Source organism: Corynebacterium atrinae, from assembly GCF_030408455.1.
In the GTDB taxonomy this organism is placed as follows: Bacteria; Actinomycetota; Actinomycetes; order Mycobacteriales; family Mycobacteriaceae; genus Corynebacterium; species Corynebacterium atrinae.
The window spans coordinates 1,780,787-1,804,529 of record NZ_CP046977.1 but is presented as its reverse complement, the minus strand read 5'-3'; the positions used below and the strand labels follow the sequence as shown (position 1 = coordinate 1,804,529).

20 protein-coding genes are annotated in these 23,743 nt (G+C 63.4%); 15 read left to right on the top strand and 5 right to left on the bottom strand.

Translation table 11 applies throughout. The features are described from left to right. Window position 1 precedes the first annotated feature (1 nt). Window positions 2-1,390 carry a glycosyltransferase 87 family protein gene (locus CATRI_RS08800; protein WP_290216707.1) on the bottom strand — a complete coding sequence of 463 codons (1,389 nt, stop codon included), beginning with the start codon at window positions 1,388-1,390 and terminating at the stop codon, window positions 2-4. Window positions 1,391-1,506: 116 nt separating this feature from the next. Here CATRI_RS08800 and CATRI_RS08795 point away from each other — a divergent pair, with 116 nt between their 5' ends. Beyond that, window positions 1,507-2,031, top strand: a complete 525-nt coding sequence (locus CATRI_RS08795; protein ID WP_290216706.1) for a polyadenylate-specific 3'-exoribonuclease AS — start codon at window positions 1,507-1,509, stop codon at window positions 2,029-2,031. Window positions 2,032-2,062: 31 nt separating this feature from the next. Next, entirely contained in the window at window positions 2,063-3,451 is a 1,389-nt protein-coding gene (locus tag CATRI_RS08790; RefSeq protein WP_290216703.1) for a class II 3-deoxy-7-phosphoheptulonate synthase, read from the top strand. On the opposite strand, the gene pknB is transcribed toward CATRI_RS08790, so the two are convergent. Next, window positions 3,448-5,643 carry a Stk1 family PASTA domain-containing Ser/Thr kinase gene (pknB, locus tag CATRI_RS08785; RefSeq protein ID WP_290216701.1) on the bottom strand — a complete coding sequence of 732 codons (2,196 nt, stop codon included), beginning with the start codon at window positions 5,641-5,643 and terminating at the stop codon, window positions 3,448-3,450. The genes CATRI_RS08790 and pknB overlap by 4 nt on opposite strands. Before the next feature lie 30 nt (window positions 5,644-5,673). Between pknB and CATRI_RS08780 the strand changes: the two genes are divergently transcribed. Then, window positions 5,674-6,078, top strand: coding sequence for an Rv2175c family DNA-binding protein (locus CATRI_RS08780; protein ID WP_290221078.1), 405 nt, complete (start codon window positions 5,674-5,676; stop codon window positions 6,076-6,078). On the opposite strand, the gene CATRI_RS08775 is transcribed toward CATRI_RS08780, so the two are convergent. The 3 genes from CATRI_RS08775 to CATRI_RS08765 all read right to left on the bottom strand — a co-directional run bounded on the left by CATRI_RS08775 (window position 5,981) and on the right by CATRI_RS08765 (window position 9,350). After that, window positions 5,981-7,570 (bottom strand): alpha-(1->6)-mannopyranosyltransferase A, encoded by a 1,590-nt coding sequence (locus tag CATRI_RS08775; protein WP_290216699.1) that lies wholly within the window; start codon window positions 7,568-7,570, stop codon window positions 5,981-5,983. The genes CATRI_RS08780 and CATRI_RS08775 overlap by 98 nt on opposite strands. Before the next feature lies 1 nt (window position 7,571). Beyond that, window positions 7,572-8,672, bottom strand: a complete 1,101-nt coding sequence (locus tag CATRI_RS08770; RefSeq protein ID WP_290221075.1) for a polyprenyl synthetase family protein — start codon at window positions 8,670-8,672, stop codon at window positions 7,572-7,574. An 81-nt stretch (window positions 8,673-8,753) separates the two neighbouring features. Beyond that, a complete protein-coding gene (locus CATRI_RS08765) occupies window positions 8,754-9,350 on the bottom strand; it encodes a GNAT family N-acetyltransferase (protein WP_290216697.1) in 597 nt (198 codons plus the stop codon). Window positions 9,351-9,525: 175 nt separating this feature from the next. Between CATRI_RS08765 and CATRI_RS08760 the strand changes: the two genes are divergently transcribed. The 12 genes from CATRI_RS08760 (at window position 9,526) to murG (ending at window position 23,727) form a co-directional block, all read left to right on the top strand. After that, window positions 9,526-9,957, top strand: a complete 432-nt coding sequence (locus tag CATRI_RS08760) for an SAV_6107 family HEPN domain-containing protein (protein WP_290216695.1) — start codon at window positions 9,526-9,528, stop codon at window positions 9,955-9,957. Between the two features lie 125 nt (window positions 9,958-10,082). Further along, entirely contained in the window at window positions 10,083-10,478 is a 396-nt protein-coding gene (locus CATRI_RS08755; RefSeq protein WP_290216692.1) for a DUF3040 domain-containing protein, read from the top strand. A 529-nt stretch (window positions 10,479-11,007) separates the two neighbouring features. Continuing rightward, complete coding sequence (gene mraZ, locus CATRI_RS08750; RefSeq protein ID WP_047253439.1) at window positions 11,008-11,442, top strand: division/cell wall cluster transcriptional repressor MraZ; 435 nt, start codon at window positions 11,008-11,010, stop codon at window positions 11,440-11,442. 195 nt (window positions 11,443-11,637) lie between these two features. Then, the gene (gene rsmH / locus CATRI_RS08745; RefSeq protein WP_290221072.1) at window positions 11,638-12,654 is read left to right on the top strand and encodes a 16S rRNA (cytosine(1402)-N(4))-methyltransferase RsmH; all 1,017 of its coding nucleotides are present in this window, start codon (window positions 11,638-11,640) and stop codon (window positions 12,652-12,654) included. Next, on the top strand, window positions 12,651-13,463 hold the full coding sequence (ftsL, locus tag CATRI_RS08740; RefSeq protein ID WP_290216690.1) for a cell division protein FtsL: 813 nt from the start codon (window positions 12,651-12,653) through the stop codon (window positions 13,461-13,463). The genes rsmH and ftsL overlap by 4 nt, the downstream gene beginning before the upstream one ends. A 230-nt stretch (window positions 13,464-13,693) precedes the next feature. Next, window positions 13,694-15,541: a peptidoglycan D,D-transpeptidase FtsI family protein gene (locus tag CATRI_RS08735; protein ID WP_290216688.1), complete on the top strand. Its 1,848-nt coding sequence runs from the start codon at window positions 13,694-13,696 to the stop codon at window positions 15,539-15,541. 27 nt (window positions 15,542-15,568) lie between these two features. After that, window positions 15,569-17,092, top strand: coding sequence for a UDP-N-acetylmuramoyl-L-alanyl-D-glutamate--2,6-diaminopimelate ligase (locus CATRI_RS08730; protein ID WP_290216686.1), 1,524 nt, complete (start codon window positions 15,569-15,571; stop codon window positions 17,090-17,092). Beyond that, window positions 17,089-18,642: a UDP-N-acetylmuramoyl-tripeptide--D-alanyl-D-alanine ligase gene (locus tag CATRI_RS08725; RefSeq protein WP_290216684.1), complete on the top strand. Its 1,554-nt coding sequence runs from the start codon at window positions 17,089-17,091 to the stop codon at window positions 18,640-18,642. The genes CATRI_RS08730 and CATRI_RS08725 overlap by 4 nt, the downstream gene beginning before the upstream one ends. A 2-nt stretch (window positions 18,643-18,644) precedes the next feature. Further along, window positions 18,645-19,754 (top strand): phospho-N-acetylmuramoyl-pentapeptide-transferase, encoded by a 1,110-nt coding sequence (gene mraY, locus CATRI_RS08720; RefSeq protein WP_290216682.1) that lies wholly within the window; start codon window positions 18,645-18,647, stop codon window positions 19,752-19,754. Further along, window positions 19,721-21,151, top strand: coding sequence for a UDP-N-acetylmuramoyl-L-alanine--D-glutamate ligase (gene murD, locus CATRI_RS08715; RefSeq protein ID WP_435384156.1), 1,431 nt, complete (start codon window positions 19,721-19,723; stop codon window positions 21,149-21,151). Before mraY ends, murD begins: the two co-directional genes overlap by 34 nt. After that, window positions 21,148-22,614 carry an FtsW/RodA/SpoVE family cell cycle protein gene (locus CATRI_RS08710; protein ID WP_435384155.1) on the top strand — a complete coding sequence of 489 codons (1,467 nt, stop codon included), beginning with the start codon at window positions 21,148-21,150 and terminating at the stop codon, window positions 22,612-22,614. Before murD ends, CATRI_RS08710 begins: the two co-directional genes overlap by 4 nt. A gap of 3 nt (window positions 22,615-22,617) precedes the next feature. Beyond that, window positions 22,618-23,727, top strand: coding sequence for an undecaprenyldiphospho-muramoylpentapeptide beta-N-acetylglucosaminyltransferase (murG, locus tag CATRI_RS08705; protein ID WP_290216678.1), 1,110 nt, complete (start codon window positions 22,618-22,620; stop codon window positions 23,725-23,727). The last annotated feature ends 16 nt before the right edge of the window (window positions 23,728-23,743 follow it).

Genomic DNA, 23,743 nt, shown 5'->3' with positions numbered 1-23,743 from the left:
ACTAAGCGATCAACGCCGGGACGACTATTGGGACGACTATTCCGAGATAGCCCAAGATGATCACAAGTATCCAGGCCCGCAGGAGCACGCTCGGAATCATCGGCTGGGTGCCGGGCACGGATGAGGGAGCCTGAGGCAGCAGGACGTGCGGAATGAGGATCACAGTGATGAGCACAAGGGTGGCCACCAGCAGGTAAGAGTTGCCCGTTGCCTGCGACCACCAGGGCCAGAGGTATTCCATGTCACGCGGAACTTGAATACGCCAGTGTGCTCCCAGTAGTCCAACGAGGGTGACCACCACTGCGAGCAAGCCGGCGATCGAACGAGGCGTGCCGGGGGCCATGCGGTAGGCGTTGACTCCAAGCGTGACTGCGAGTGGGACCAACCACGTCCAGTGATGCGACCACGACACCGGGGAACACAGCAGGGACACGAAAGAGGTCACCAGGACGAGGGCGAGCGTCGGGTCAACTCCCCGTGTCGCCGCGTTGCGCTCGATCCGCACGAGGGCCACGATGATCGTGAACAAAGCGAGCGCAACAAGCGCCACCCACCACTGACGAGGTGCCTCCTGCCCAGCTTCAGCGAAGCGGGAAAGCATCCCCTGAATTGACTGGTTGGCAGCAAACTTCAGGTTGCCGATCCGGGTGGGATCCGACAGCGTGTGCAGCCAATACGTCACGGAGTTGTGCGGGCTAATGATCGCCGCAAGGGCCGTGAATCCGATCCCAGAGGCGGTGGTGACGGCAGCGTCTTTCCATTGCCGGCGCACCAAGAAGACGAGGCCGAAAACCGCGGGGGTAAGTTTGATCGCGGCAGCCAGCCCGATGAGAACACCGCGAGGTAGCCACTTTCGGCGGGTGAGAGTATCCGCCAGGACGAGGGCCATGAGGAAAACGTTGATTTGGCCGAAGTAGAGGGTCTCGCTCAGCGGTTCCAGGAGCAGGGCTAGCGGGAGGATGAAAAGAGCCAGGAGCCGAACGTCTGAGGTGGCGAAGGTGGGCAGACATTGGCGCAGCACAATGACGATGCACCACCACAACACGATGGCCGACGCCACCGTCATGGCCGCCGAGCCGATCGAGTATGGAATGAGGGCTAGGGGAGAAAAGAGGATCGCCGCGAGCGGGGGATAGGTGAAGGGAAGATCAATGCCCACGACCGAATACACCTGCGTATACAGGTTCTCCCCGTTAAGGAAGGCCTGACCACCAGCCCGGTAGACGTCGTAGTCAGTGTGGTAGAACCAACGGGGCCCGAAATCAATGACCCACCTCCCGGTGGCGCCGATGCTGAAGACCAACGCAACGATTGCGAGGATCGTGAAAGGACGCCCCCTTAGCCGCGGGGGAGCGAGGGCGGGGTCACCCCCCTGGTTGTTGTCACGCACACGAAGACTATAGCCCTTAGTTGCACTGGACCCCACGCCCAGGCGCAGCATGTGACGGGTTACTCTGAATCCGATCCCGCGATGCCCGCGGGGCAGCTTTAAAGAAGGGACCGTCGGTGCGTTACTTCTACGACACTGAGTTCATTGAAGATGGATGCACCATTGATCTCGTCTCCATCGGGATCGTCGCTGAGGACGGTCGCGAATTTTATGCAGTCTCCACCGAATTCAATTCGGCGCGAGCGAACTCCTGGGTCCGGGAGAATGTCCTCAACCAGCTTCCCAGTCCCTCCTCCGACGTGTGGCGCAATCGAGCCCAGATCCGGAGGGAAGTCCTCGAATTCCTCACCTCCGGGAAGGGTCGTCCTGAGTTGTGGGCGTGGGTCGGCGCGTATGATCACGTGGTATTGGCCCAGCTCTGGGGTGATATGACGGGCCTGCCGAGGGAACTACCGCGCTACACCCGCGAGCTGCGCCAGTACTGGGAATTCGCCGGAAGACCCACCCTGCCGGAGATCCCGAACGGCAACCACGACGCGCTTGTCGACGCCCGCCACAACCTCGCCAAGTACCGCGCCTGCGCCGCGGTCCTTCCCCTCAGCCGACACAACCAGGTCCTGCGGACGGCGACCAGCCTATAGGTCCTGGGCTTTCGCATGCTATGAATAGGGGGTGAGTTGGACTGTTGACATCCCCAAAGAAGCCCTCCCCGATTTGCCGCCATTGCCGGCTGGCCTGCAGGAGCGATTCCAGGACGTAGTGTCCCGGGACGCCCACCAGCAGCCAGGCTGGGACCGCGCCCAGGCGGAGAATGTTCGCAAAATTCTCGAGTCGGTGCCGCCAATCATCGTCGCGCCCGAGGTTTCCACTCTGAAGAAGCAGCTGGCGGATGTCGCCAATGGCAGAGCTTTCCTCCTGCAGGGCGGTGACTGCGCCGAGACCTTCGAGTCGAATACTGAGCCGCACATCCGCGCCAATGTGAAGACATTGCTGCAGATGGCCGTGGTGTTGACATATGGCGCATCAACCCCGGTGGTCAAGCTCGCCCGCATTGCCGGACAGTACGCCAAGCCGCGTTCGCAGGACCTCGACGAAAACGGTTTGCCGAATTACCGCGGCGACATCGTCAACGGGGTCGAGCCGACACCAGAGGCTCGCCGCCATGATCCAGCCCGCATGGTGCGCGCCTACGCCAACTCTTCTGCCGCAATGAACCTGGTGCGCGCCCTCGTTTCCTCCGGCACGGCAGACCTCAAGCGGGTCCACGAGTGGAACCGTGAGTTCGTCGCCAACTCTTCCGCCGGTGCCCGCTACCAGGCGCTCGCCGATGAGATCGAGCGGGGCTTAAGCTTCATGGATGCCTGTGGCGTCCACGATGATTCCCTCCGCACGTCGGATATCTACTGCTCGCATGAGGCCCTGCTCGTGGACTACGAGCGCGCGATGCTGCGCCTGCACGAAGATGAGGACGGGGAGACCCGCCTGTACGACTTGTCCGCCCATCAGCTGTGGATCGGCGAGCGCACCCGCGGCATCGATGACTTCCACGTCAATTTCGCTGCCCTGATTGCCAATCCCGTTGGCATCAAGATTGGCCCCAGCATCACCCCGGAGGAGGCCGTGGCCTACGCCGGAAAGCTTGATCCGAATCGCGAGCCGGGTCGTCTCACCATGGTCGCCCGCATGGGTTACGACAAGGTCCGCACCGTGCTGCCCGCCGTCATTCAAGCTGTCGAGGCCGCAGGTCACAAGGTCATCTGGCAGTCCGATCCGATGCACGGCAACACTTTCACTGCCTCCACTGGGTACAAGACCCGCCACTTCGACAAGGTCATCGACGAGGTTCAGGGCTTCTTCGAGGTTCACCGAGAGCTGGGGACCCACCCAGGCGGCATCCACATCGAGCTCACCGGTGAAAATGTCACCGAGTGTCTCGGTGGTGCTGAGGACATCACTGATCTGGATCTGCCCGGCCGCTACGAGTCCGCCTGCGACCCGCGCCTGAATACCCAGCAGTCACTGGAGCTGGCCTTCCTCGTCGCGGAGATGCTGCGCAACTAGTAGGTGACCCGGACTGTTGAGTCGACGCGGGCGTCATCCCCGGCGGCGGGGCGCTGACGGGACACGACGCGGGCGTCGTCACGCTCTGTGGCGTTGACCTTCAATCCAGAGGCGAGCAGTATCGCCCGGGCGTCGCGCACCGTTTGTCCCGTGACGTCGGGGACGGTGACGCGTCCGGGCAAGATGATGTCGATCGTCGCATCGTCGGGCTTGACCGTCGTTCCGGCCGCCGGGGACGTGCCAATCACGGCGGAGGGCGAGGAACGGACCTCGGAGTTGGTGCGGCGAGTGCCATCGACGCTGAAGCCCGCCTGCTCGAGGGCCGCAGTGGCGGCGTCGAGATCCATGCCCGAGACATCGGGGACGGAAAGCGCACTTGAAACGTGCAAGGTGACCTCGCCTCCCCGGTTAACGGTCACTCCAACGTCGGGGGTGACCCCGAGAACTTCATCCACCTTCGCGCCGGCGCGGTACTCGCGCTCGACCTTGGACACGGTGAGGTCGAGGGCTGCAAGCTTGGCTTCGGCTTCTGGCAGGCTCAGTCCCACCACGTCGGGTACCTGGACGGGCTCCGGCCCGCGAGACATGTGCACGGTCACCGTGGAGCCGATGGGGACGGCCTCCCCTGCAGCAGGGTCAGTTTTCGCGATGCGACCCTCGTCGACATCGCTGGAGTAGATGGGATCGCCCGTCGAGATCTTCAAGGTTCGCTCGGACGCCACCTGCTGGAATTCGAGGATGTCCATGCCCTGCGCAGCCGGAATAGTCGGACGGCCCTGGGAGACGAGCACGGTGACTTCGTTCCCACGCACCAACCGTTCGCCTTCGGAGGGCTCGGTGCCCGCGATGGAATCTGCCGGAATGTCGTCGCTGTAGACGATACGGGTGGCGGCGGCAAAACCAGCTTGCTCGACGGTGGAGACCGCCTGCATCCGATCCATGCCCAACACCTGGGGGATTTCGCCGTAGCGGCCGGAACCGAACCACCAGGCACCCAAAGCGACGGCGATGGTAATGATGACCACGACCGTCAGCCACACGATGAGCCCGACGCGGGAGCGGTTGCTCACCGGAGCAGGGGCATCGGGTTCGGTTTGGGCTGGAAGCTGAGGAGAATGATCAACGACCTCGGGAATGGCCGCAGGTCCTGCCACGGGAGCGATGGGAATGGCGGGAGGCTCGGTGGGCAAGACTCGCGGGGTATCCATCCGCGTTTCAGTTCCCAAAACTGCTGTTTCTTCGACGCGGGAATTGTCAATGATTCCCGTCGCGGGCCCCATGAGATCCGTGATGTCGGTAGGCACGGCCGCCGCGCGGTTGGCCGCCGAGTTGGTAGGCACGGGGACAGTGAACGCTGGCAGGGCGAGTTCGGAGGCGACATCATCCAGCGCGGCGAGGAACTCTCCAGCGTCGGCAAAGCGATCCGCAGGGTCGGGGGAGGTGGCGGTGGCGACGAGGGCGTCGATCAGCGGTGGTACTCCTGCGATCCGGGAGCTGGGGGCGGGCACGACCTCGTCGAGACGCTGGTAGGCGTGAGCCAGCGGCGATTCCCCCTCGAAGGGAGTGGTGCCGGTGAGCAGCTCGAAGAGAACAATGCCAGCCGAATACACGTCGGAGGCAGTGGTGATCTCGGAGCCGTCGACTTGCTCCGGGGACAGGTACGCGACGGTGCCCACGATCTGCGCGTTCGTAGCAGTGGCGGCGTTGACCGCCCGGACCAGGCCGAAGTCTGCGAGCTTAACCCGGTGATCAGCACTGATGAGGACGTTGTCGGGCTTGATGTCGCGGTGCACCAACCCAGCGGTATGGGCGACCGACAATCCCGTGAGGACCGAACGCATCACCGCCGCCGCGGCGTGCGGGGGCATCGGGCCGCGCTCGGCGATCAATTCCCGGAGGGTGCCGCCGGTGATCAGCTCCATGACCAAAAATAGGTGCTCGCCATCTGAGCCAAAGTCGTAAACGTTGACCAAATTGGGGTGCGTCAGCTGCGCCATGGCGCGAGCTTCGCGGCGGAAACGCTGGCGGAAAACGGGGTCAGACAGGTACTTTTCATCGAGCACCTTGGCGGCGACTGCCCGGCCGAGCCGGAGGTCAACGCAGCGATACACCGTCGACATACCGCCCCGCGCGATCGGATGATCGATACGGTAGCGGTCGTCGAAAACGTCTCCTACTGCCAGTTGAGCCATGTCAACAGTATGGAGTACCGAACGCTCCTCATGCCAACGCAGCGCAGGGATAGCAGTAGAGTGGGGGCCGTGAATTCGAATAATGACCTGGAAACTCTGCTCGCCGATGAGACTTTGCTGAGCCTGCCTGAGGTATCCGAAAAGCTCGGCGTGGTGATCACCCGAGTGCACGATCTGCTCAACGATAACAAGCTTGTCGCCTACGTTCGGGACGGCAAGCGCGTCGTCCCGGCTGCCCTGTTTGGCCCCGATGGCACGACGGGGAAGTTCGTTCCCGGTGTGATCACCCTCCTGACGGATGGCGGCTACACCGATGAAGAAATCCTGACCTACCTATTCACTCCGGACGAGACCCTGCCGGGGCGTCCCGTTGAGGCTCTTCACGGCCATCTCGCGCGTGAGGTGCTGCGTCGGGCACAGGCGATGGCTCTGTAGCGCGCAGTCGGCGCCCAATCGCCCCGTCGCGGTAAATGAAGTCGGTGAGCAGCCAGGCGAGGACGGTCATCGGTACCATCCACCAGGGGTTGAACAGCACGTGGTTGCCGCTGCCCGTAAACGCCACGGTGATGATGATCGACGCCCCGGTACCCAGCCGCAGTACCCACCCTGGGGGCCGGAACGTCCCCAACAGGGAGATGACGGAGGCGTAGTACCACGGCAGCGTCACCGAGTTGAAGACGAAGGCCACTTGGTAGGCGGCCGCGGTGCCCATGATGTTGCGGCGGGCATTTTGCCGAAACAGCCACCACACGATGACCAGCCCGGCGAGCATGACCAACATCGATGCCGGGCGAAGCACGGCGAGCAAAGTGTTGTACTCGATGTCCTCATCGATCACCTGCAGGTACGGGGTGAGCAGGCTGGCCATCAGCGAAGGGAAGGCCAGCGGGTTAATCACCTTGGAGTTGCCGGAAATCTCCGAGAGCCAGCCCCATGACGACCCGGAGGCCCACGTCACCGCCGCGACTACCGCGAGGGTTTCCATGACGGCCACGGCGCCCGTGGCGACGAAGATGAGGAATCGGCGCACCATCGAGGCTTTCTCGACGGCGAAATGGTTGAGCATGAGCCACACAACGAAAGGCAGGGCGATCGCCGCCGTAGCCTTGAGCGACACCGCCACCGCGATGAGCGCGATGCCGATTACAAAGCGGTGGTTCAGGCAGGCGAGCAGACCGATGCTGACGAGACCCACCATGACAGTTTCATTGTGCATCCCGCCGATCATGTGGAGGATCATCACCGGATTGGCCACGCCCAGCCACAGAGCCAGGGCCGGGTCGCCGCCGAGGCGCCGGGCAATCTTGGGAATGGCCCAGGCAATGCCCGCGAAACCGACCACGGAGACCACCTTGTAGACGATAACCCCGGCGGTTACGTTGTCGCCTACCAATCGCGTGATGCCCTCCCCGAGCCACAGGTGCAAAGGCCCATAGGGTGTCGTGGTGTTGCGCCAGTCATGGGAGACTTCCAGCAGGTAGGGGCCCGGGTTGACCGCCGCACCTTGGGTGTAAGGATCGAAGCCGTCGCGCAGCATCGCCCCCTGCATGAGGTAGGAATAGACGTCACGAGACATCAACGGTGCCGCGAGGAGTAACGGCACGATCCACATCCACAACGCTCTGCGCACCGTTCCGGTTCGCTTATCGACGTCCCCGTCTGCGCCGTAAGGCCGTCCTTCACGGTTGATCACCGTGCGATAGCCCAGCAGCACCCATGCCGCCAGCAGACTAAGCAACCCGACCCACAGGGTCGCATTGGAGATGGCCTGCCCATGCCCGAAAGCAAAAAAGTTCAACCCCAACGCATCGAGGACTCCGCCACGGTTTCGGGTCGCCCCACCACCAAAAGAGGCGATGGCGAGGACGACGGTGCCAAAGGCCCCGAGGGGGATCGCGCCGGGCAGTTTAGAGACAGTCAGGCGCATGTCAGCTCCGCCGGGCAGTGGCTCGGATAGCCAGGCTACGTAGGGTGTCAGTGACCTCAGGGGACGTGCCTACCGCGTCCAAGTACGCCAAACCGGAGGCCGTGAGGGCGTCGATACGCTCCTCAATCGCTTCGACGGCACCGGTGGAGGAGATGATCTCCGCCAACCGCTGGAGTTCCGCGGGGTCTGAGGTAGTGCCGATCTTGGCACGAAGTTCTGCGGCAGCCACTGGGTCTCGTTCATCGGCCCGCTGCAAGGCCGTGGCAAGCAACACCGTGCGCTTGCCTTCCCGCAGGTCGTCGCCAGCCGGCTTACCCGTGATGGCCGGATCGCCGTAGACGCCGAGGTAGTCATCCCGGAGCTGGAAAGCGATCCCGATGTCTCGGCCATAGCCGCGGAAAGCTTCAATGGTGGATTCGTCCGCACCAGCAACCGCTGCGCCCAGGTGGAGGGGGCGTTCGATGGTGTACGCGGCAGTCTTGTACCGGTTGACGGCGTCGGCCTCCGCGATACTTTCACTCCCGGATGCCTCCAGGTAGATATCGAGGAGCTGGCCGCCAATGACCTCGGTGCGCATCGCCCGCCACGGTTCCCGGGCCCGAGCAAGGGCAGCTACCGACAGTCCCGAATCCTGCAGCATGTCTTCCGCCCACACTAAAGCCAAATCTCCGACCAGGATGGCGACGGATTCGCCAAAGTGCGCGGAATCCTTCACCCAGGCGGCGGCGTCGTGGCGAGCTTCGACTGCGCGATGCACGGTCGGCTGGCCGCGCCGGGTGTCAGAGGAATCGATGATGTCATCGTGGATGAGCGCGCAGGCCTGAATAAACTCCAACGATGCGGCAGCCCTGAGCATGGCCGCGGGATCTTCGGCGTGGCTGTCCAGCCCGCCTGCTCCCACAAAGCCCGCCCAGGCATATAGGGGCCTAATGCGCTTGCCCCCGCCCAGGACGAATGCCTCCACATGAGAAACAGCCTCCGTAACGGGCCGCCCAATGGTGGCGATGGTCTTGCGGCGCGAACGAAGGAACTCCTCAAGGATGTCCTGGGTGGCGCCAGGAATCTGATCGAGCGTGAGCGATCGGGGATCGGGGAAGTTCAACGCGGCGGGCCCTTCAAAGAAGTGAATATGATGCTCCCACGATACCCAGTCCCAAGCCCGGGTAGTCCGCGGCAAGGGGTGTTAGGGGATTTGAGAATCAGCCGCGGGCTTTTCCACCATCCCGGGCAGGGGGAGCGGAGCAGCGAGAACCGCAAAGGGCCGGGCGTCGCCTTCAAAGGTGAAGTAGCGCAGAACGTCATGGAAACCCATCGAACGATAAAGCCTAAAAGCATGGTTGTCTTCGTTGTCCACTTCTGGAGTGGACAGGAGGGCGTGGCGGCCCGGCGCGTTCCACAACAGCTGTGAGAGAAGAAGGCGACCGAGGCCGCGTCCCTGGCTATCCGGGTCGACGTGGATCTCAGCGACCTCAAAATAGTCGCGCATGAGAAGGACTTGCTCAGTGCTGGGGCCACCGGCCTCGCGCAGTCCCCGCCGCACTTGACGGTCCCACCACAAATCTTGCGATCCCAAATAGCCATAAGCGACGCCCAGAGCACGATCCCCATCAAAGGCAGCGAGGGCGGTGAACCCGGGCTGGATGATTTCTCGTCGCCACGAATCCGTGCGGCGGTGAAAAATCGAATCGTCGTAGCCCATCGCCTTGATGTAGATCTCAACGAGTTGCGGGGCCAGCACGGAGAACTCTGGCCCGCTCAGGCGGCGTATTTCTGCAGTCACATGTCCACTGAACCACGAACTGCCGTGGACTGAGGTGAACGCCACGACCCTTGCTTAGTGGATGGCCGCTAGGCCTTGTGGAGTTCGAAAAGCTGTTCTATAATCTAGTTAACGTGTTCGGTACAGCCTCTATGGTGAGGCCAAGAGAAAAACGATAGGAAAGGAGTTGGTCCCGATGGCACCTATCGTCTCTGCAACCACCAGGTTCACCCGCACTGGTCGAGGAACCCGTCGGGCAGACTTCCTCAGCAAGGCCAGCGCCTTGCTGTCGCAGTCGGTGGCCTATCGCGAGGAGGGGAACTGGGAGCAGGCGCTCGAATCCGCCTACCAGGCCGCTCTGCGCACTGCGGGTGCGTGGATCTCCGAGTCCTCGGTAGCTGGGCGCCGTCGCCGTCCCACCAGCGCGTGGGACCAGCTTCGCCTTGTTGGCGGCGGGGGAGAGGAGTGGGCGGATACCTTCAGTCAATATTCTCGTCTGCGCTCCCGGGTGGTCTCTGGGCTCGAGCGAGACTTGGACCATGACACCGTAGATCACATCATTGCCCTGGCGTCCGAGTTCCTGGCCATGGTGGAAGGTGATGCGAGCGGCTTCCCCGCTGCCGCCTAGCTGGGGCGGGGCGATAGTTTTGTAGGCATTGGCACTCTTGGGAACAATCCCGTTAGGCTGGACGTTAGCCCTATATAGAGCTCCACCCACGAAGTATGAGAACCCAGCCAATCCGGGAGGAACCAGTGTCTCTTTCAGAGCAGGAACAGCGAGCGTTGCGTGAAATTGAGCAATCGCTTCTCGCTGAAGACCCTAAGTTTGGGGCGTCCGTGTCTGGTGACAGCCTATTTGGCGGTGGCAACGGCGGATTGACTCTGCGTGGAGTCGCTATCGCAGTGGTCGGGCTCCTCATGCTCATCGGCGGGGTTGCCCTCGCCGCCCAGAGTCTTTGGTTCATCGCCCTGAGCGTCGTTGGCTTCCTAGTCATGTTTGGCGCCGGAGTCTGGATGCTGCGGGGGAACGGATCCAGCACCCGGAAGGAATCATCCCCGAAGCGTGCGAAGAAAGCTGCCGCGGCTAATAGTTCTTCGCTAGGTAACAAGATGGAAGAGAATTTCCGCCGCCGCTTCGAAGATCAGTAGCCACTGGTTGCATAGCCCGTCTCACCGTTGTGGTGAGGCGGGCTTTGTTGATTCAGCGGTGCCGAAACTCGACGGCGTGGGTAGGTAAGGCGTGTCACGGGCGGCCAGCGGCGTTGCTTGGCCCCACTTTGCCCCACTCTTTTGATCGACCGTCAAGGCAGTCGTAACTGCGAAGCTTTCCGAGCGGCATTTCTTAGAGTTTTCCCAGGAAGGGATCAACGGGAGTGTCGATTTGACTCCACTGGGGTGAAAGGAGGCAAATTGGCAAATGGGGCCATTGGTGCTGATGTGACACATGAGGCGAATGGATCTTGCCTCGATGGGTACGTGCCCCACTAGATTTTTGTCCATTTAACGTGCAGAAATAAGCTCTCTTTCGGCGTGGCTGGAGTAAATTGGTGTTGGTTGTGGGGCAAAGTGGGGTATTGTGGGGCGCAGCGGTGGAGAAGAGGTGCCCCTAGGGGCACATCGGATCCATGGCGAGAACCCATCCGATCGGCGACATTGAGACAAGGAAGGTGGCCCCGGGATGTTTCTCGGTACCTACACTCCGAAGCTCGATGACAAAGGTCGACTGACGCTGCCGGCCAAGTTCCGTGAGGATCTTGCTGGTGGGTTGATGATCACGAAGGGGCAAGACCACAGCCTTGCGGTCTATCCCCGGGAAGAGTTCGCGGCACGTGCCCGAAAGGCCGCTGCCGTGTCCCGCACTAACCCGGAGGCTCGCGCCTTCATCCGTAACCTGGCTGCCAGCGCGGATGAACAGCGACCCGATGGAAATGGGCGCATCACGTTGTCAGCGGGGCATCGGGAGTACGCAAACCTCTCAAAGGAATGCGTGGTCATTGGCTCGGTGGACTTTCTCGAAATCTGGGATGCCGAATCCTGGGCCGCGTATCAGAAGGAAACGGAGGCCGCTTTCTCGGCGGCTGACACAGATGACGTCCTCGGCGGACTGCTCTGACCTGTTGACAGGGTCGGGCGGAGCGCGTGTACGGACTCTGCCCGAGGTGATGCTCTGGTGTACTTCCCCGACATCAGATGAACACATCGGGCAGGGCCCTATACGCACCCCGCGCGGTCCGCGACGTCGGGCACACATCGGGACACGATGAGCACTCGAAGGGGGCGGACAACCGTGGCAGATCACTTCAGCGACATGGACTTTGATATCGCGGCTAACCACGGTCACGTCCCCGTCTTGCGCGACCGCGTGACCGAACTTCTGGCCCCGGCCGTCGAAGCGATGGGCGACAAGGCTGTCCTTGTCGACGGAACCCTCGGCGCTGGCGGGCACACCGAGCATTTCCTGCGGACATTTCCTCATGTCAAAGTCGTTGGTGTGGACCGGGATCCGGTTTCTTTGGGCGAGGCCCGGGAAAGGCTCGCGCCCTTCGGTTCGCGTTTCGTCGGCGTCCAGGTCCGATTCGATGGTATTGGAGAGGCGATTGCCAGCGAGCAGGATGCAGGCGGAGTGTTCGACACCGCCCGTCAAAATGGCATCGCTGGGGCTCTGTTCGACCTGGGAGTCTCATCGATGCAGCTCGACCAGCCGGAGCGAGGATTCGCCTACCGGGTGGATGCTCCCTTGGATATGCGAATGGATCCCACTCAGGGGATCACAGCCGCCGATGTTCTCAATACCTACTCCCACGGCGATTTAGCGCGCATCCTCAAAAACTATGGGGATGAACGTTTCGCCGGGAAGATCGCGTCGGCGGTGCTCAAGGAGCGGGACAAGGAACCGTTCGTCAGCTCAGAGCGTCTCGTGGAGTTGCTGTACGCCACTATTCCGGCGGCGACCAGGCGCACCGGCGGGCACCCCGCCAAGCGCACCTTCCAGGCCTTGCGCATTGAAGTGAACAAGGAACTTGAGGCGTTGGAAAACGTCATCCCGATCATCACTGAGGCACTAGCCGTGGGAGGACGGGCGGTGTTCATGAGCTATCAATCGCTGGAAGACCGCATCGTCAAACTGGCCTTCACTGAACTAACTGCATCCAAAACCCCGCCCGGCCTGCCGATGGATTTGCCGGGCACCGCCCCCCGTTTCGCCACCGTGACCCGCGGGGCGGAGAAAGCCACTGAAGCCGAGATCGAGGAGAACCAGCGGGCCGCACCCGTTAGAGTGCGCGCCCTGGAAAAGCTCCCTGACCCCGAGGAGAAGCGATCGTGAGCAGCACCGACAGGTACGACCGCCGGAAGGATCGATACACTATGGGCGCCAGCCGTGACTTCAGTACGGGAAACGCCTCCACGGCGGTCCTCGAACGCGACATCCGTGACCAGCGGGTGAGGGGATATGCTCAACCAGGCGGACAGCCGGTTGCTCCGACCTACCAACCCGGTCGGGACCCGCGGGCGCCGCTGCCGCAGCGTCGTCGTCCGTATCAGACTCGCCTGGGTTCCCAGCAGGTTGTGTCGGTTCGCGGTCGACGGGTGGTGTCTTCGAAGCAGACGACGTTGCTGGCCAAGTTGTCAGTGTTGGCGATCATCCTCTTCGTCGGGGGAGTAGCGGCGGCGATGGCTTTGTCGGGCATGTCTACTCAACAGACGTTTCAGATGCAGCAGCTTGTCTCTCAGGAAAAGCAGCTGAATAACCAAATTGAGACCCTCAACCGCGACTTGGCTAACGCCAGTTCCTCCGCCGAGCTGGCTCGCCGGGCAGGGGAGTTGGGCATGGCTGTCCCCACGCAACCGGGAATTCTGGCTGTGGCAGAAAATGGCGACATCGTTGAGCAGCGCCCGGCAGATCCAGCTACCCGGCCTATTATGAACATCAATGGAGCACCGGTTCGCCCAGGCCAGGCATCGACAGATCCGCAGGCTATCAGCGAATTGGGTAACAACCTCCAGGCTGTGCCGCAGGGGCATCAGCTTGCTAGCACCCCCAATGGTGCTGCCTCGGCTGGAGCTACTCGTTCCGAACCGGGCGTGGCACCGTACATGCCAAATGTTCCGGCCACGGTAACTGACAACAACTAAGCAGGTGAAGACGGGTAGTGAAACCACCGAACGCTGGAGGCGGAAGGCGTGACGCGGGGCGAGGCGACTCGTCCCGTCGTTCGTCGTCTCGCGCGTATGCCGGCGCACGTCCGGCAGCGGGGCGTCGAGAAGCAACTTCTCGGCCTCAGTCGGAGGCCGCCAGTCCTCGTCCCGGAAGGGTCGAGCCCCTGCGTGGACGAAAGCTGACTGAACGGCGCGTCACCATCGTCATGTCGCTATTCGTGGTGATGTCGCTACTACTCGTCGGGCGACTCGCCTGGGTGCAAGGAGTATGGGGCCCGGAACTCGCTGCTCAGGCGCAGGAACAGCGAGCGCGAGTATATGTTGATCCGGCGCGTCGGGGAGAAATTTCGGACCGTGACGGCAACAAACTCGCCTACACCATGCAGGCCCGAAGCCTCACTGTTTCGCCGAAGCTGTTGCGCAATGAGCTGCGGGAACAGCAGGACCTGCAGATGCGTATCGACGGGGAGAATGTCGGAAAAACTGAGGAGCAGATCAACGAAGAGCTGAACAAGCGCGTTGACGACATTCTCGAGCGCATGTCGCGAGAAATCCCCGCCATGATTAAGCGGACCGGTGCCTCCGGTGACGAGTTGAAGGAAAAGGAGATCCTCAACAAGCTGAAGGCCGATACCACCTACGAGGTCTTGGTCCGCAATGTTGATCCCGATGTGGCAGCGGAGATCGCCGCGACCTATCATGGCGTCGCCGCTGATCACCAAGACATTCGCCAGTACCCGAACGGGGCGATCGGAGAAAACATTATCGGCAAAGTGTCGATGGACGGGCAGGGACAGTTCGGTTTCGAAGCCTCCGGCGACGCTAACCTCTCGGGCATCAATGGGCGCTCCACCGAAGACGTGTCGACTGATGGCCAGGTCATTCCCGGCACGCTGCGCGACGTGGTCCCGGCTGTCAATGGCTCCAGCGTGGAGTTGACCCTCGACCTTGACTTGCAGACCTACGTCCAGCAGTTGTTAGAGCAGGCCAAGGCCAATTCCATGGCTAAGTCAGCGGAGGCGGTCGTGCTCGACGTGGCCACCGGCCATGTGCTGGCGATGGCGAATACGGACACCATCGATCCCAACGGTGATATTGGCAAGCAGCTGGAGCAGGGTAAAGACTTCGAGAACCAGACCATCTCCTACCCGTTCGAGCCGGGCTCGGTGGCCAAAGCCATTACGGCAGCCGCCACACTCGAAGAGGGCCTCACCACTCCCGACGAGGTTCACCAGGTGCCAGGCTCGATTCACATGGCCGGCGTCACCGTCAAGGACGCCTGGGAGCACGGGGTCGTTCCATACACCACCACTGGCATCTTCGGTAAGTCCTCGAACGTTGGCACGCTGATGCTCGCTGACCGTCTCGGCGAGGAACGCTATGCCGACTATCTTCAGCGATTTGGTGTCGGCCAGCCGACCGGCGTGGAACTGCCCAATGAGTCGGCCGGTCTCCTTCCCCCGCTGGAGCAATGGTCGGGTGGTACCTTCGCCAACCTGCCCATTGGGCAGGGCATGTCACTGACCACGCTGCAGATGGCTGGCATCTACCAAACGCTGGCCAATGGCGGCGAGCGCATCCAGCCCCGCATTATTGACAGCATTACCGGACCTGACGGCGAGACCCAAGACCTGCCGGAGCCGCAGCGCGTTCAGGTGGTGAGCCCCGAGACGGCCAAAACTACCGTCGATATGTTCCAGGCAGTGACCCAGTCCGATCCGACCGGTGTTCAATCGGGTACCGGCGTTGGCGGTGCCATTCCGGGATACCAAACATCTGGCAAGACCGGTACCGCTCAGAAGGTTAACCCAGAGACCGGCGCCTATTCTTCGAGCGCCTACTGGATCACCTTTGCAGGTATCGCACCCGCGGATGATCCTCGTTTCGTCGTGGCCATTATGGTGGATGAGCCGGGACGCGGCGTGGAGCCTGGGGGAGCGGGCGGACAATCAGCCGCCCCCATCTTCCGGGACATCGCCTCGTGGTTGCTCAATCGCGACAATATTCCCACGTCCCCGCCGAAAGAGGACCTTCTCATCCTTCAGGCCCCTTAGCCCGACCTACACCAAGGAGGAAAAACCATGGCACCGCAGGCACCCACCCTGTCTCACCTGCTCAACCTGGCGAATCAAGCCTCATCCACCGTGGAGGCAATGCTGGTGAATACGGGTGATAGTGACCCCGCCATCACCTCCATCAGCCTCGATTCCGCCGCGGTGGAACCCTCTGGCGCCCTGTTCGCCGCGTTGCCCGGTACCCGGCGCCACGGTGCCGAATTTGCGGACCACACTCTGGCAACCGCGATCCTCACCGATGACCCGGGCCGGGAACTTCTCCTCGAGGCCGGTGAGAGTCGGCCGATCCTCGTCGTCGATGACGTGCGTGAGGTCCTGGGCGCCCTCGCTGCGGAGGTCTACGGCCACCCCTCCCGCGATCTCACGATCATCGGAGTGACGGGTACCTCGGGCAAGACCACCACCAGCTATTTGCTGGAGGTGGGGCTCATCGCTGCGGGCCACAAGGTGGGTCTCATCGGCACGACCGGAACGCGTATCGACGGCGTGCCCGTCCCCACGAAGCTCACCACCCCGGAGGCCCCCACGCTGCAGGCGCTGTTCGCCCGCATGCGCCGCGAAGGGGTCACCCATGTGGTGATGGAAGTGTCCTCTCACGCCCTATCCTTAGGGCGGGTGGACGGAACGCAGTTCGACGTGGCGGGCTTTACTAACCTCTCCCAGGATCACCTGGACTTCCATCCCACGATGGAGGACTACTTTGCCACCAAGGCAAAATTCTTCGACCCCGGCTCCCCGCTGGCCGCGCGCCACTCCGTCGTCTGTATTGATGATCACTGGGGCAAGCGCATGGCCGAGCTTGCTGCCGACCCGATGACCGTGAGCACCAGCGGCGAGGTGGCCGACGTTCAGGCCCGTCAGGTTGAGCTCGCCCCTAGTGGGGCTCAGACCATCGAGCTCACCCTCCCGCAGTGCGACCCGATCACCTTCGAACTGCCTCTGCCCGGTGACTTCAACATCGCCAACGCCGCTCTGGCTACCGCCTGTGCGCTGGCCGCAGGCGTAGACCCTGAGAGGTTCACCGCGGGCCTTAATACCGTCGCCGTCCCCGGCCGTATGGAACGCATCGATGCCGGGCAAGATTTCCTCGCCGTCGTCGACTACGCCCACAAGCCGGCCGCTGTCGCCGCGGTGCTGGACACTCTGCGGGGTCAGATCACCGGACGACTCGGAGTAGTTGTCGGCGCCGGTGGGGACCGCGATCCTTCCAAACGGCCCATCATGGGGGCTGAGGCGGCGCGCCGCGCTGACCTGGTAATCATCACCGATGACAATCCCCGCAGCGAGGAACCCGCCACGATCCGCGCCGCCGTGCTTGCGGGCGCCCAGGGGGCCGGTGCGACCTCCGAGATCCGGGAGATCGGTGATCGCGCCCGAGCCATCGACGCCCTCATTCAGTGGGCGCAGCCGGGCGACGGGGTCGTCGTCGCCGGTAAAGGCCACGAGGTCGGCCAGCTGATCGCCGGGGTCGACCACCATTTTGATGATCGGGAAGAGGTCCGCCGCGCCCTCGAGGAGAGGCTCCAATGATCGATTTTTCCCTCGCAGAGATCGCCGAGATCGTCGGCGGCGAGCTGCACGATGTTTCCGACCCGCAGGCGCGGGTCACCGGATTCGTTGAGTTCGATTCCCGCAAGGTCACCCCGGGTGGGCTTTTCCTCGCCCTGCCCGGCGCCCGCGTCGACGGGCACGACTACGCCGAGACCGCGATCGCGGCCGGCGCGGTGGCGGTGCTGGCGGCGCGCCCGGTGGGGGTACCGGCGATCGTCGTCACGCCTCGGGGCCGGACTGAGTCCAACGCGGATGTCTACGCCAATGATGTCGACGGCTCCGCCGCGGCAGTAGTGGGTGCCTTGTCGGCGCTGGCACGCGCGGTGGTCACCCGGCTCGAAGATGAGCACGAGCTTATCGTCGTGGGTATCACCGGCTCCGCAGGCAAGACCTCGACGAAGGACCTCGTGGCTTCCGTGCTGCGCGGTGCGGGCGAGACTGTCGCCCCACCTGGCTCCTTTAACAACGAGATCGGCCACCCGTATACCGCCTTCCGATGTGATGCCGACACTCGTTTTCTCGTCGCGGAGATGTCCGCGCGGGGGATCGGCCAAATCCGGCACTTGGCGGATATTGCCCCGCCCCTGGTGGGCGCCGTCCTCAATGTTGGTTCCGCGCATCTCGGGGAGTTCGGCTCGCGGGAGAATATCGCGCAGGCCAAGGGTGAACTCGTCGAGGCGCTGCCCGTGAACGGCACCGCCATCCTCAACGCCGACGATCCTTTTGTCGCGGCGATGGCCGACCGCACCGAGGCGCAGGTGGTGTTCTACTCCGCCGCGGAGCCCCCGGCCCCGGGCGCCGACCTCTGGGCGGAGGACATCGAGCTCGATGATGTCGCCCGCCCCAGCTTTACCCTGCGCACCGCCGAGGGATCCATCCGCATCAAACTCAAGGTGTTTGGAGAGCACCAAGTCTCCAACGCCTTGGCCGCTGCCGCCGTCGGCCTGGCCGTGGGGCTGAGCCTGGAGCAGATCGCCGCCGGGCTGAGCCACCACAAGAATGCCTCCGCTCACCGGATGGATGTGCAGACCCGCGACGACGGCGTCACAGTCATCAATGATTCCTACAACGCCAACCCGGACTCCATGAAGGCCGGAATCGCTGCGTTGGCATACACCGCCGCGGCCCGACCCCACGCCCGTGCCGTTGCGGTGCTGGGCGAGATGGGCGAGTTGGGCCCCGATGCGGAGCAGTCCCACCGTGAGTTAGGTGAGGAGCTGGACCGGTATCGCATCAGTCACCTCATTGCGGTTGGGTCGAGCGCGAACAGTCGCGCCATGGCCACCGAGGCTGAGAACCGGGGTATAACTACGTCAGTTGCTAAGACCATTGATGAGGCCATTACGCTTGTCGATGCCGTGTTGCGGACCCGTCCGAGCGACTACAGCGGACCTGGGGGAACTAACCCCGGGGATGTTGTCCTCGTGAAGGCGTCAAATTCCCAGGGTTTGTGGCGCGTCGCCGAGGGGCTGCTCCACAGCAGTGCCAGCACTGAGAAAACATTGAGACAGATAAGTAGGGACAAGTAGCCGTGACACAGATCATCATTGCAGGAGTCCTCAGCTTCTTGATCGCAATTTTCCTTACCCCGGTGCTCATCCGCCGGTTCTCCGCCGAGGGCCTGGGGCAGGAAATCCGCGAGGATGGTCCCAAGTCTCACCTGCGCAAGCGCGGCACTCCGACAATGGGTGGCATCGCCATCCTTGCGGGCATTGCCATTTCCTACCTGGTGGTCGGTTTCTACGGAATGATCACCAAAACCGGTGGATTCACTGTCTCTGGCCTGCTCATCTTGGGCCTCACCCTCGGGTTAGGTGGTTTGGGCTTCGCCGACGACTTCATCAAGCTTTATCGCGCCCGCAACTTGGGTCTGAACAAGACCGCCAAGCTCGTTGGCCAGCTTGTACTCGCCATCGGATTCGGCCTGCTCATCCTGCAATTCCCCGACGATCAGGGTCTGACGCCGGGGTCGACGCACCTGTCCTTCTTCCGCGACATCAACACCTTCGATATTGCCCTGGGCGGCGGGATCCTCGGCACGATCGTCTTCCTCGTCTTCATCTACATCCTCATCGCAGCGTGGTCCAATGCCGTCAACCTCACGGATGGTCTGGATGGCCTCGCGGCCGGGTCCACGGCGTTTGTCATGGGCGCCTACTCGCTGATTACCTTCTGGCAGTTCCGTAACTCTTGCTCTGTCTCCGTGGAGCCGGGCTGCTACTCGGTCCGCGACCCGCTCGATTTGGCCATCCTCGCCGCCGCTGGTCTCGGCGCGAGCCTCGGTTTCTTGTGGTGGAACGCCGCCCCCGCCAAGATCTTCATGGGCGATACCGGTTCCCTGGCCCTCGGTGGACTCGTCGCGGGCCTGTCCGTCGCCTCGCGCACGGAATTGCTCATGATCATCGTCGGCGCGCTCTTCGTCATGGAGGCCGCTTCGGTGGTGATCCAGATCGTTGTCTTCCGCACCACTGGGCGTCGTTTCTTCCGCATGGCGCCGTTCCACCATCACTTCGAAAACGGCGGCTGGGCCGAAACCACCGTCGTCATCCGCTTCTGGCTCATCGCCGCGATGGCTGTGATGCTGGGAGTGTCCCTCTTCTACGCTGAGTGGCTGGCAGCCACAGGAGTGAGCTTGCGATGATCCCCGCCGAACTGACCGATGGTCGCGTCCTCGTTGCTGGAGCCGGAGTCTCCGGCCGGGGTTGCGCGCGGTTGCTCGCAGATCTCGGGGTGGACACCGTCGTCGCCGACGACAATACGGAGGCGTTAGCGCTTATCGACGTCCCCGGGATCAGCGTCGCCGACGCCCGTCGGCGTCTATCGGAGTTCTCGCTGGTGGTCACCTCTCCGGGGTGGCGGCCCACCTCGCCACTGCTTATCGACGCCGCCACGGCAGGCATCGAAGTCATCGGCGATGTCGAGCTGGCGTACCGTCTCGACCGGGCAGGGGTGTTCGGTGCTCCGCGTACCTGGCTCGTGGTCACCGGTACCAATGGGAAAACCACCACCACCGCGATGCTGGCGGCGATGATGGACCAAGCGGCGGCCCGCACGGGCCGCCGGGCGGCGGCCGTCGGGAACATTGGGGTGTCGGTGGCTGACGCGATCGTCGATAAGCACAGGATCGACGTGCTCGTCGCCGAACTGTCCAGCTTCCAACTCCATTGGTCGCGGCAGTTCACCCCGGATGCCGGAGTGTTGCTCAACTTGGCCGAAGACCACATTGACTGGCACGGCAGCTTCGAGGGTTACGCCAACGACAAGGCGCGGGCGCTGGCCGGACCTATCGCCGTGGCTGGGATCGATGACCCCCGCGTTAGCTACCTCACCGGTGGCATCAGCGGGCTCATCGGGTTCACCCTGGGTGAGCCGGCCGCCGGGCAGTTTGGCGTGATCGACGGCTACCTCGTCGACAACACCGGAGCCGAACCCGTCAACCTGGCTCCCGTCGAAGGTATAGAACCCGCCGGACCGGCGGGGATTCTCGATGCCCTCGCCGCCGCCGCCCTGGCCCGCAGCCAGGGGGTCACCCCTTCGGAAATTGCCGCCGCCCTGGCCGAGTTCCGGGTGGCCGGGCACCGCGGCCAGGTCGTAGCTACTGGGGCAGGGGTGCGATGGATCGACAATTCCAAAGCCACCAACCCGCACGCCGCCGATGCCGCCCTCGGCGGATTGGACAACGTTATCTGGATTGCGGGCGGGCAGCTCAAAGGTGCCGACGTCACTGATCTTGTGCTCACCCACCGGGGCCGCCTCAAGGCCGCCGGATTACTGGGCATTGATGCCGAGCACATTGCTGCTGCACTCGCGGCCCACGCACCACAGGTCGAAGTTTTTACTAGCCGCTCCACCGACCCCGTCGTGGCCATGGATGACCTCGTCGACTGGGCCGCGGCCCGGGCCACCCCGGGTGACACGGTGCTCCTCGCTCCGGCGGCGGCGTCCCTGGACATGTACACCGGCATGGGCCACCGCGGCGACCTCTTCGCCGCGGCTGCCAACCGGTACGCTCACGCAGCCCCGAAGGAGACCTCATGAGTACTCCCACCAAGCCCCGGCCTGCTTCCTCCAGCGGTGGAGGCCGACTCGGACAGGCGTGGGCCGCCATGCAGCGCTGGCTCGACGCACATCCGGGCGCCGATTACCTCATCCTTCGTTCCGTCATCTTCCTACTCACCGGCATCGGCGTGGTCATGGTTATGTCCTCGTCGATGACGTGGTCAGTTATCGAGGGCTCCACCGTGTGGGGTCAGTCGATCAAGCAGGGCGTGATGGTTGTCCTCGGACTCGTGGCCTTCTGGATGGCGCTGCGGGTGCGCCCGCGGACGGTGCGGCGCCTCGCGCCATGGCTCATCGTCATCGCCGTGGTCTTGCTCATCGCCGTGCTCATTCCCGGAATCGGTACCGGCCGCGAATCGGTTGGCTCCCAGTCGTGGATCATCCTCGGGCCCGTCACGCTGCAGCCCTCTGAATTTGCCAAGGTCGCCGTGGCGGTCTGGGGTGCGCAGCTGCTGTCGGAGCCTCCGGCGACCCGAGCCTTCCACAACTATCGTTTCCAATTTTTCGCGGGCGTCGCGGCAGCCATGACGATCCTCATTGCCCTGCAGGGTGACCTGGGCATGGCCGTGTCCTTCAGCATCGTGTGGGTCTTCCTCATCTTCTTCGCTGGGGTGGACTACCGCTGGATCGCCGCCGCCGGAGTCGCAGCCCTCGCTGGGCTCATCGCGATCTTCCTCTCTGGAGGATTCCGTTCCCACCGCTTCCACGTCTACTTTGACGCCCTCTTCGGACGTTTCGAGGACACCCGCGGCACCGCCTTCCAGTCTTATCAGGGCTTCTTGTCCCTCGCGGACGGCTCTGCCACCGGCGTGGGGCTGGGGCAATCCCGCGCCAAGTGGTTCTACCTGCCGGAAGCTAAAAACGACTTCATCTTCGCCGTCATCGGTGAGGAGCTGGGGTGGTTTGGCGGCGCGCTCGTCATCATCCTGTTCGCCCTTCTCGGAGTCTTCGGACTGCGGGCTGCGGTCCGAGCGCAGGATCGCTTCCAGTCACTCATGGCCGCCACCCTCACCGCCGGAGTCGTCTCCCAGGCGTTCATCAACATCGGCTACGTGGTCGGCCTCTTGCCCGTCACGGGTATCCAGCTGCCGATGATCTCCGCCGGTGGTACCTCGGCCATCATCACACTGGGTTCCATGGGGCTCCTCGCCTCGGTGGCGAGGCACGAGCCGGAGGCGGTCTCCGCGATGCAGTCCTACGGCCGCCCGCTGTTCGACCGCGCTCTGTTCCTCCCAGAACCGACCGTCTTGAGTGGCGCTGATGGGTCGACGGCCCGCTCCCGCCGGGCCGCCAGCCGCCCGTCGCCGGAGCAGCGCGAGAGGTTCGGTAACCCCGTGACTGGTAGCGTCAAGGGGAGAAATCCCGCCCCGCCGCGTCGTTCAACGGGGTCACAGGCTTCCGAGCGCGATATCCGCAGCTCCCACCACGACAGGAGACGCTAAGAAATGTCCGCAGGCAACCAGGGCCTCACCATTGTCGTCGCCGGGGGCGGCACGGCCGGGCACATCGAGCCCGCGCTGGCCGTCGCCGAGGCACTCGTGGAAAAACATGGTGCACGAGTCAGTGCCATTGGCACCCGCCGCGGCCTCGAGGCCGATCTCGTCCCCGCCCGAGGCTTCGAGCTGGACTTCATTGATCCCGTTCCAGTGCCCCGCCGCCCCAATCTCGACTTGGCCAAGCTGCCGTGGCGTCTGGTGACGGCCGTGCGCCAGGCACGCAAAGTCCTGAAGGACCGGAATGCAGACGCCCTCGTCGGATTCGGTGGCTACGTCTCCGCTCCGGCGTACCTGGCGGCGCGCTCGCTGCGCATTCCCTTCTTCGTGCATGAGGCCAACGCGCGGGCAGGCATGGCGAACAAGCTGGGCCAGCGCCTCGGTGGCACCGGCTTCAATGCCTTCGCGGGGTCCGGCATGCCGGGCCGAATCGTTGGCATTCCCGTTCGTGCGGAACTGCGCACGGGGGATACCGCTGTAGCCGCCGAGCGCGCCCGCGAGCAGTGGGGGCTCGACCCTGCCAAGAAGACCCTGTTGGTCACGGGTGGTTCGCAGGGCGCGGTAAACATCAACAAGGCGGTGGCCGGAGCAGTGGACACGTTGACTGCGGCGGCCGGTTTCCAGGTGCTGCATGCCTACGGGCGGCGAAACACCGCTCCCGCTGAGTTCGACAACTACGTCGCCGTTCCCTACATCGATGACATGGCCGCCGCGTACGCTGTGGCCGACCTCATCGTGTGCCGCTCCGGGGCCATGACGGTCGCGGAGGTCACCGCCTCCGGGCTGCCCGCCATCTACGTTCCGCTGCCACATGGCAATGGCGAGCAGGCACTCAATGCCCTCGACGTCGTCGCCGCCGGGGCCGCCCGGATGATCGATGATGCAGACTTAAACTCCGACCGACTAGTCAGCGAAGTCACCGAGATCCTCGGTGATGATGCCAAGCTGGCAGCCATGCGGGCAGAGGCTCGCGGCCATGCCGCGGGTGATGCCGCGGGACTGCTGGCCGATTCAGTCGTCGAGGGCGTGCGCAGCGCGGGCTCAGATAAGCACAACGACTAGTCAGAACTTCCAACCA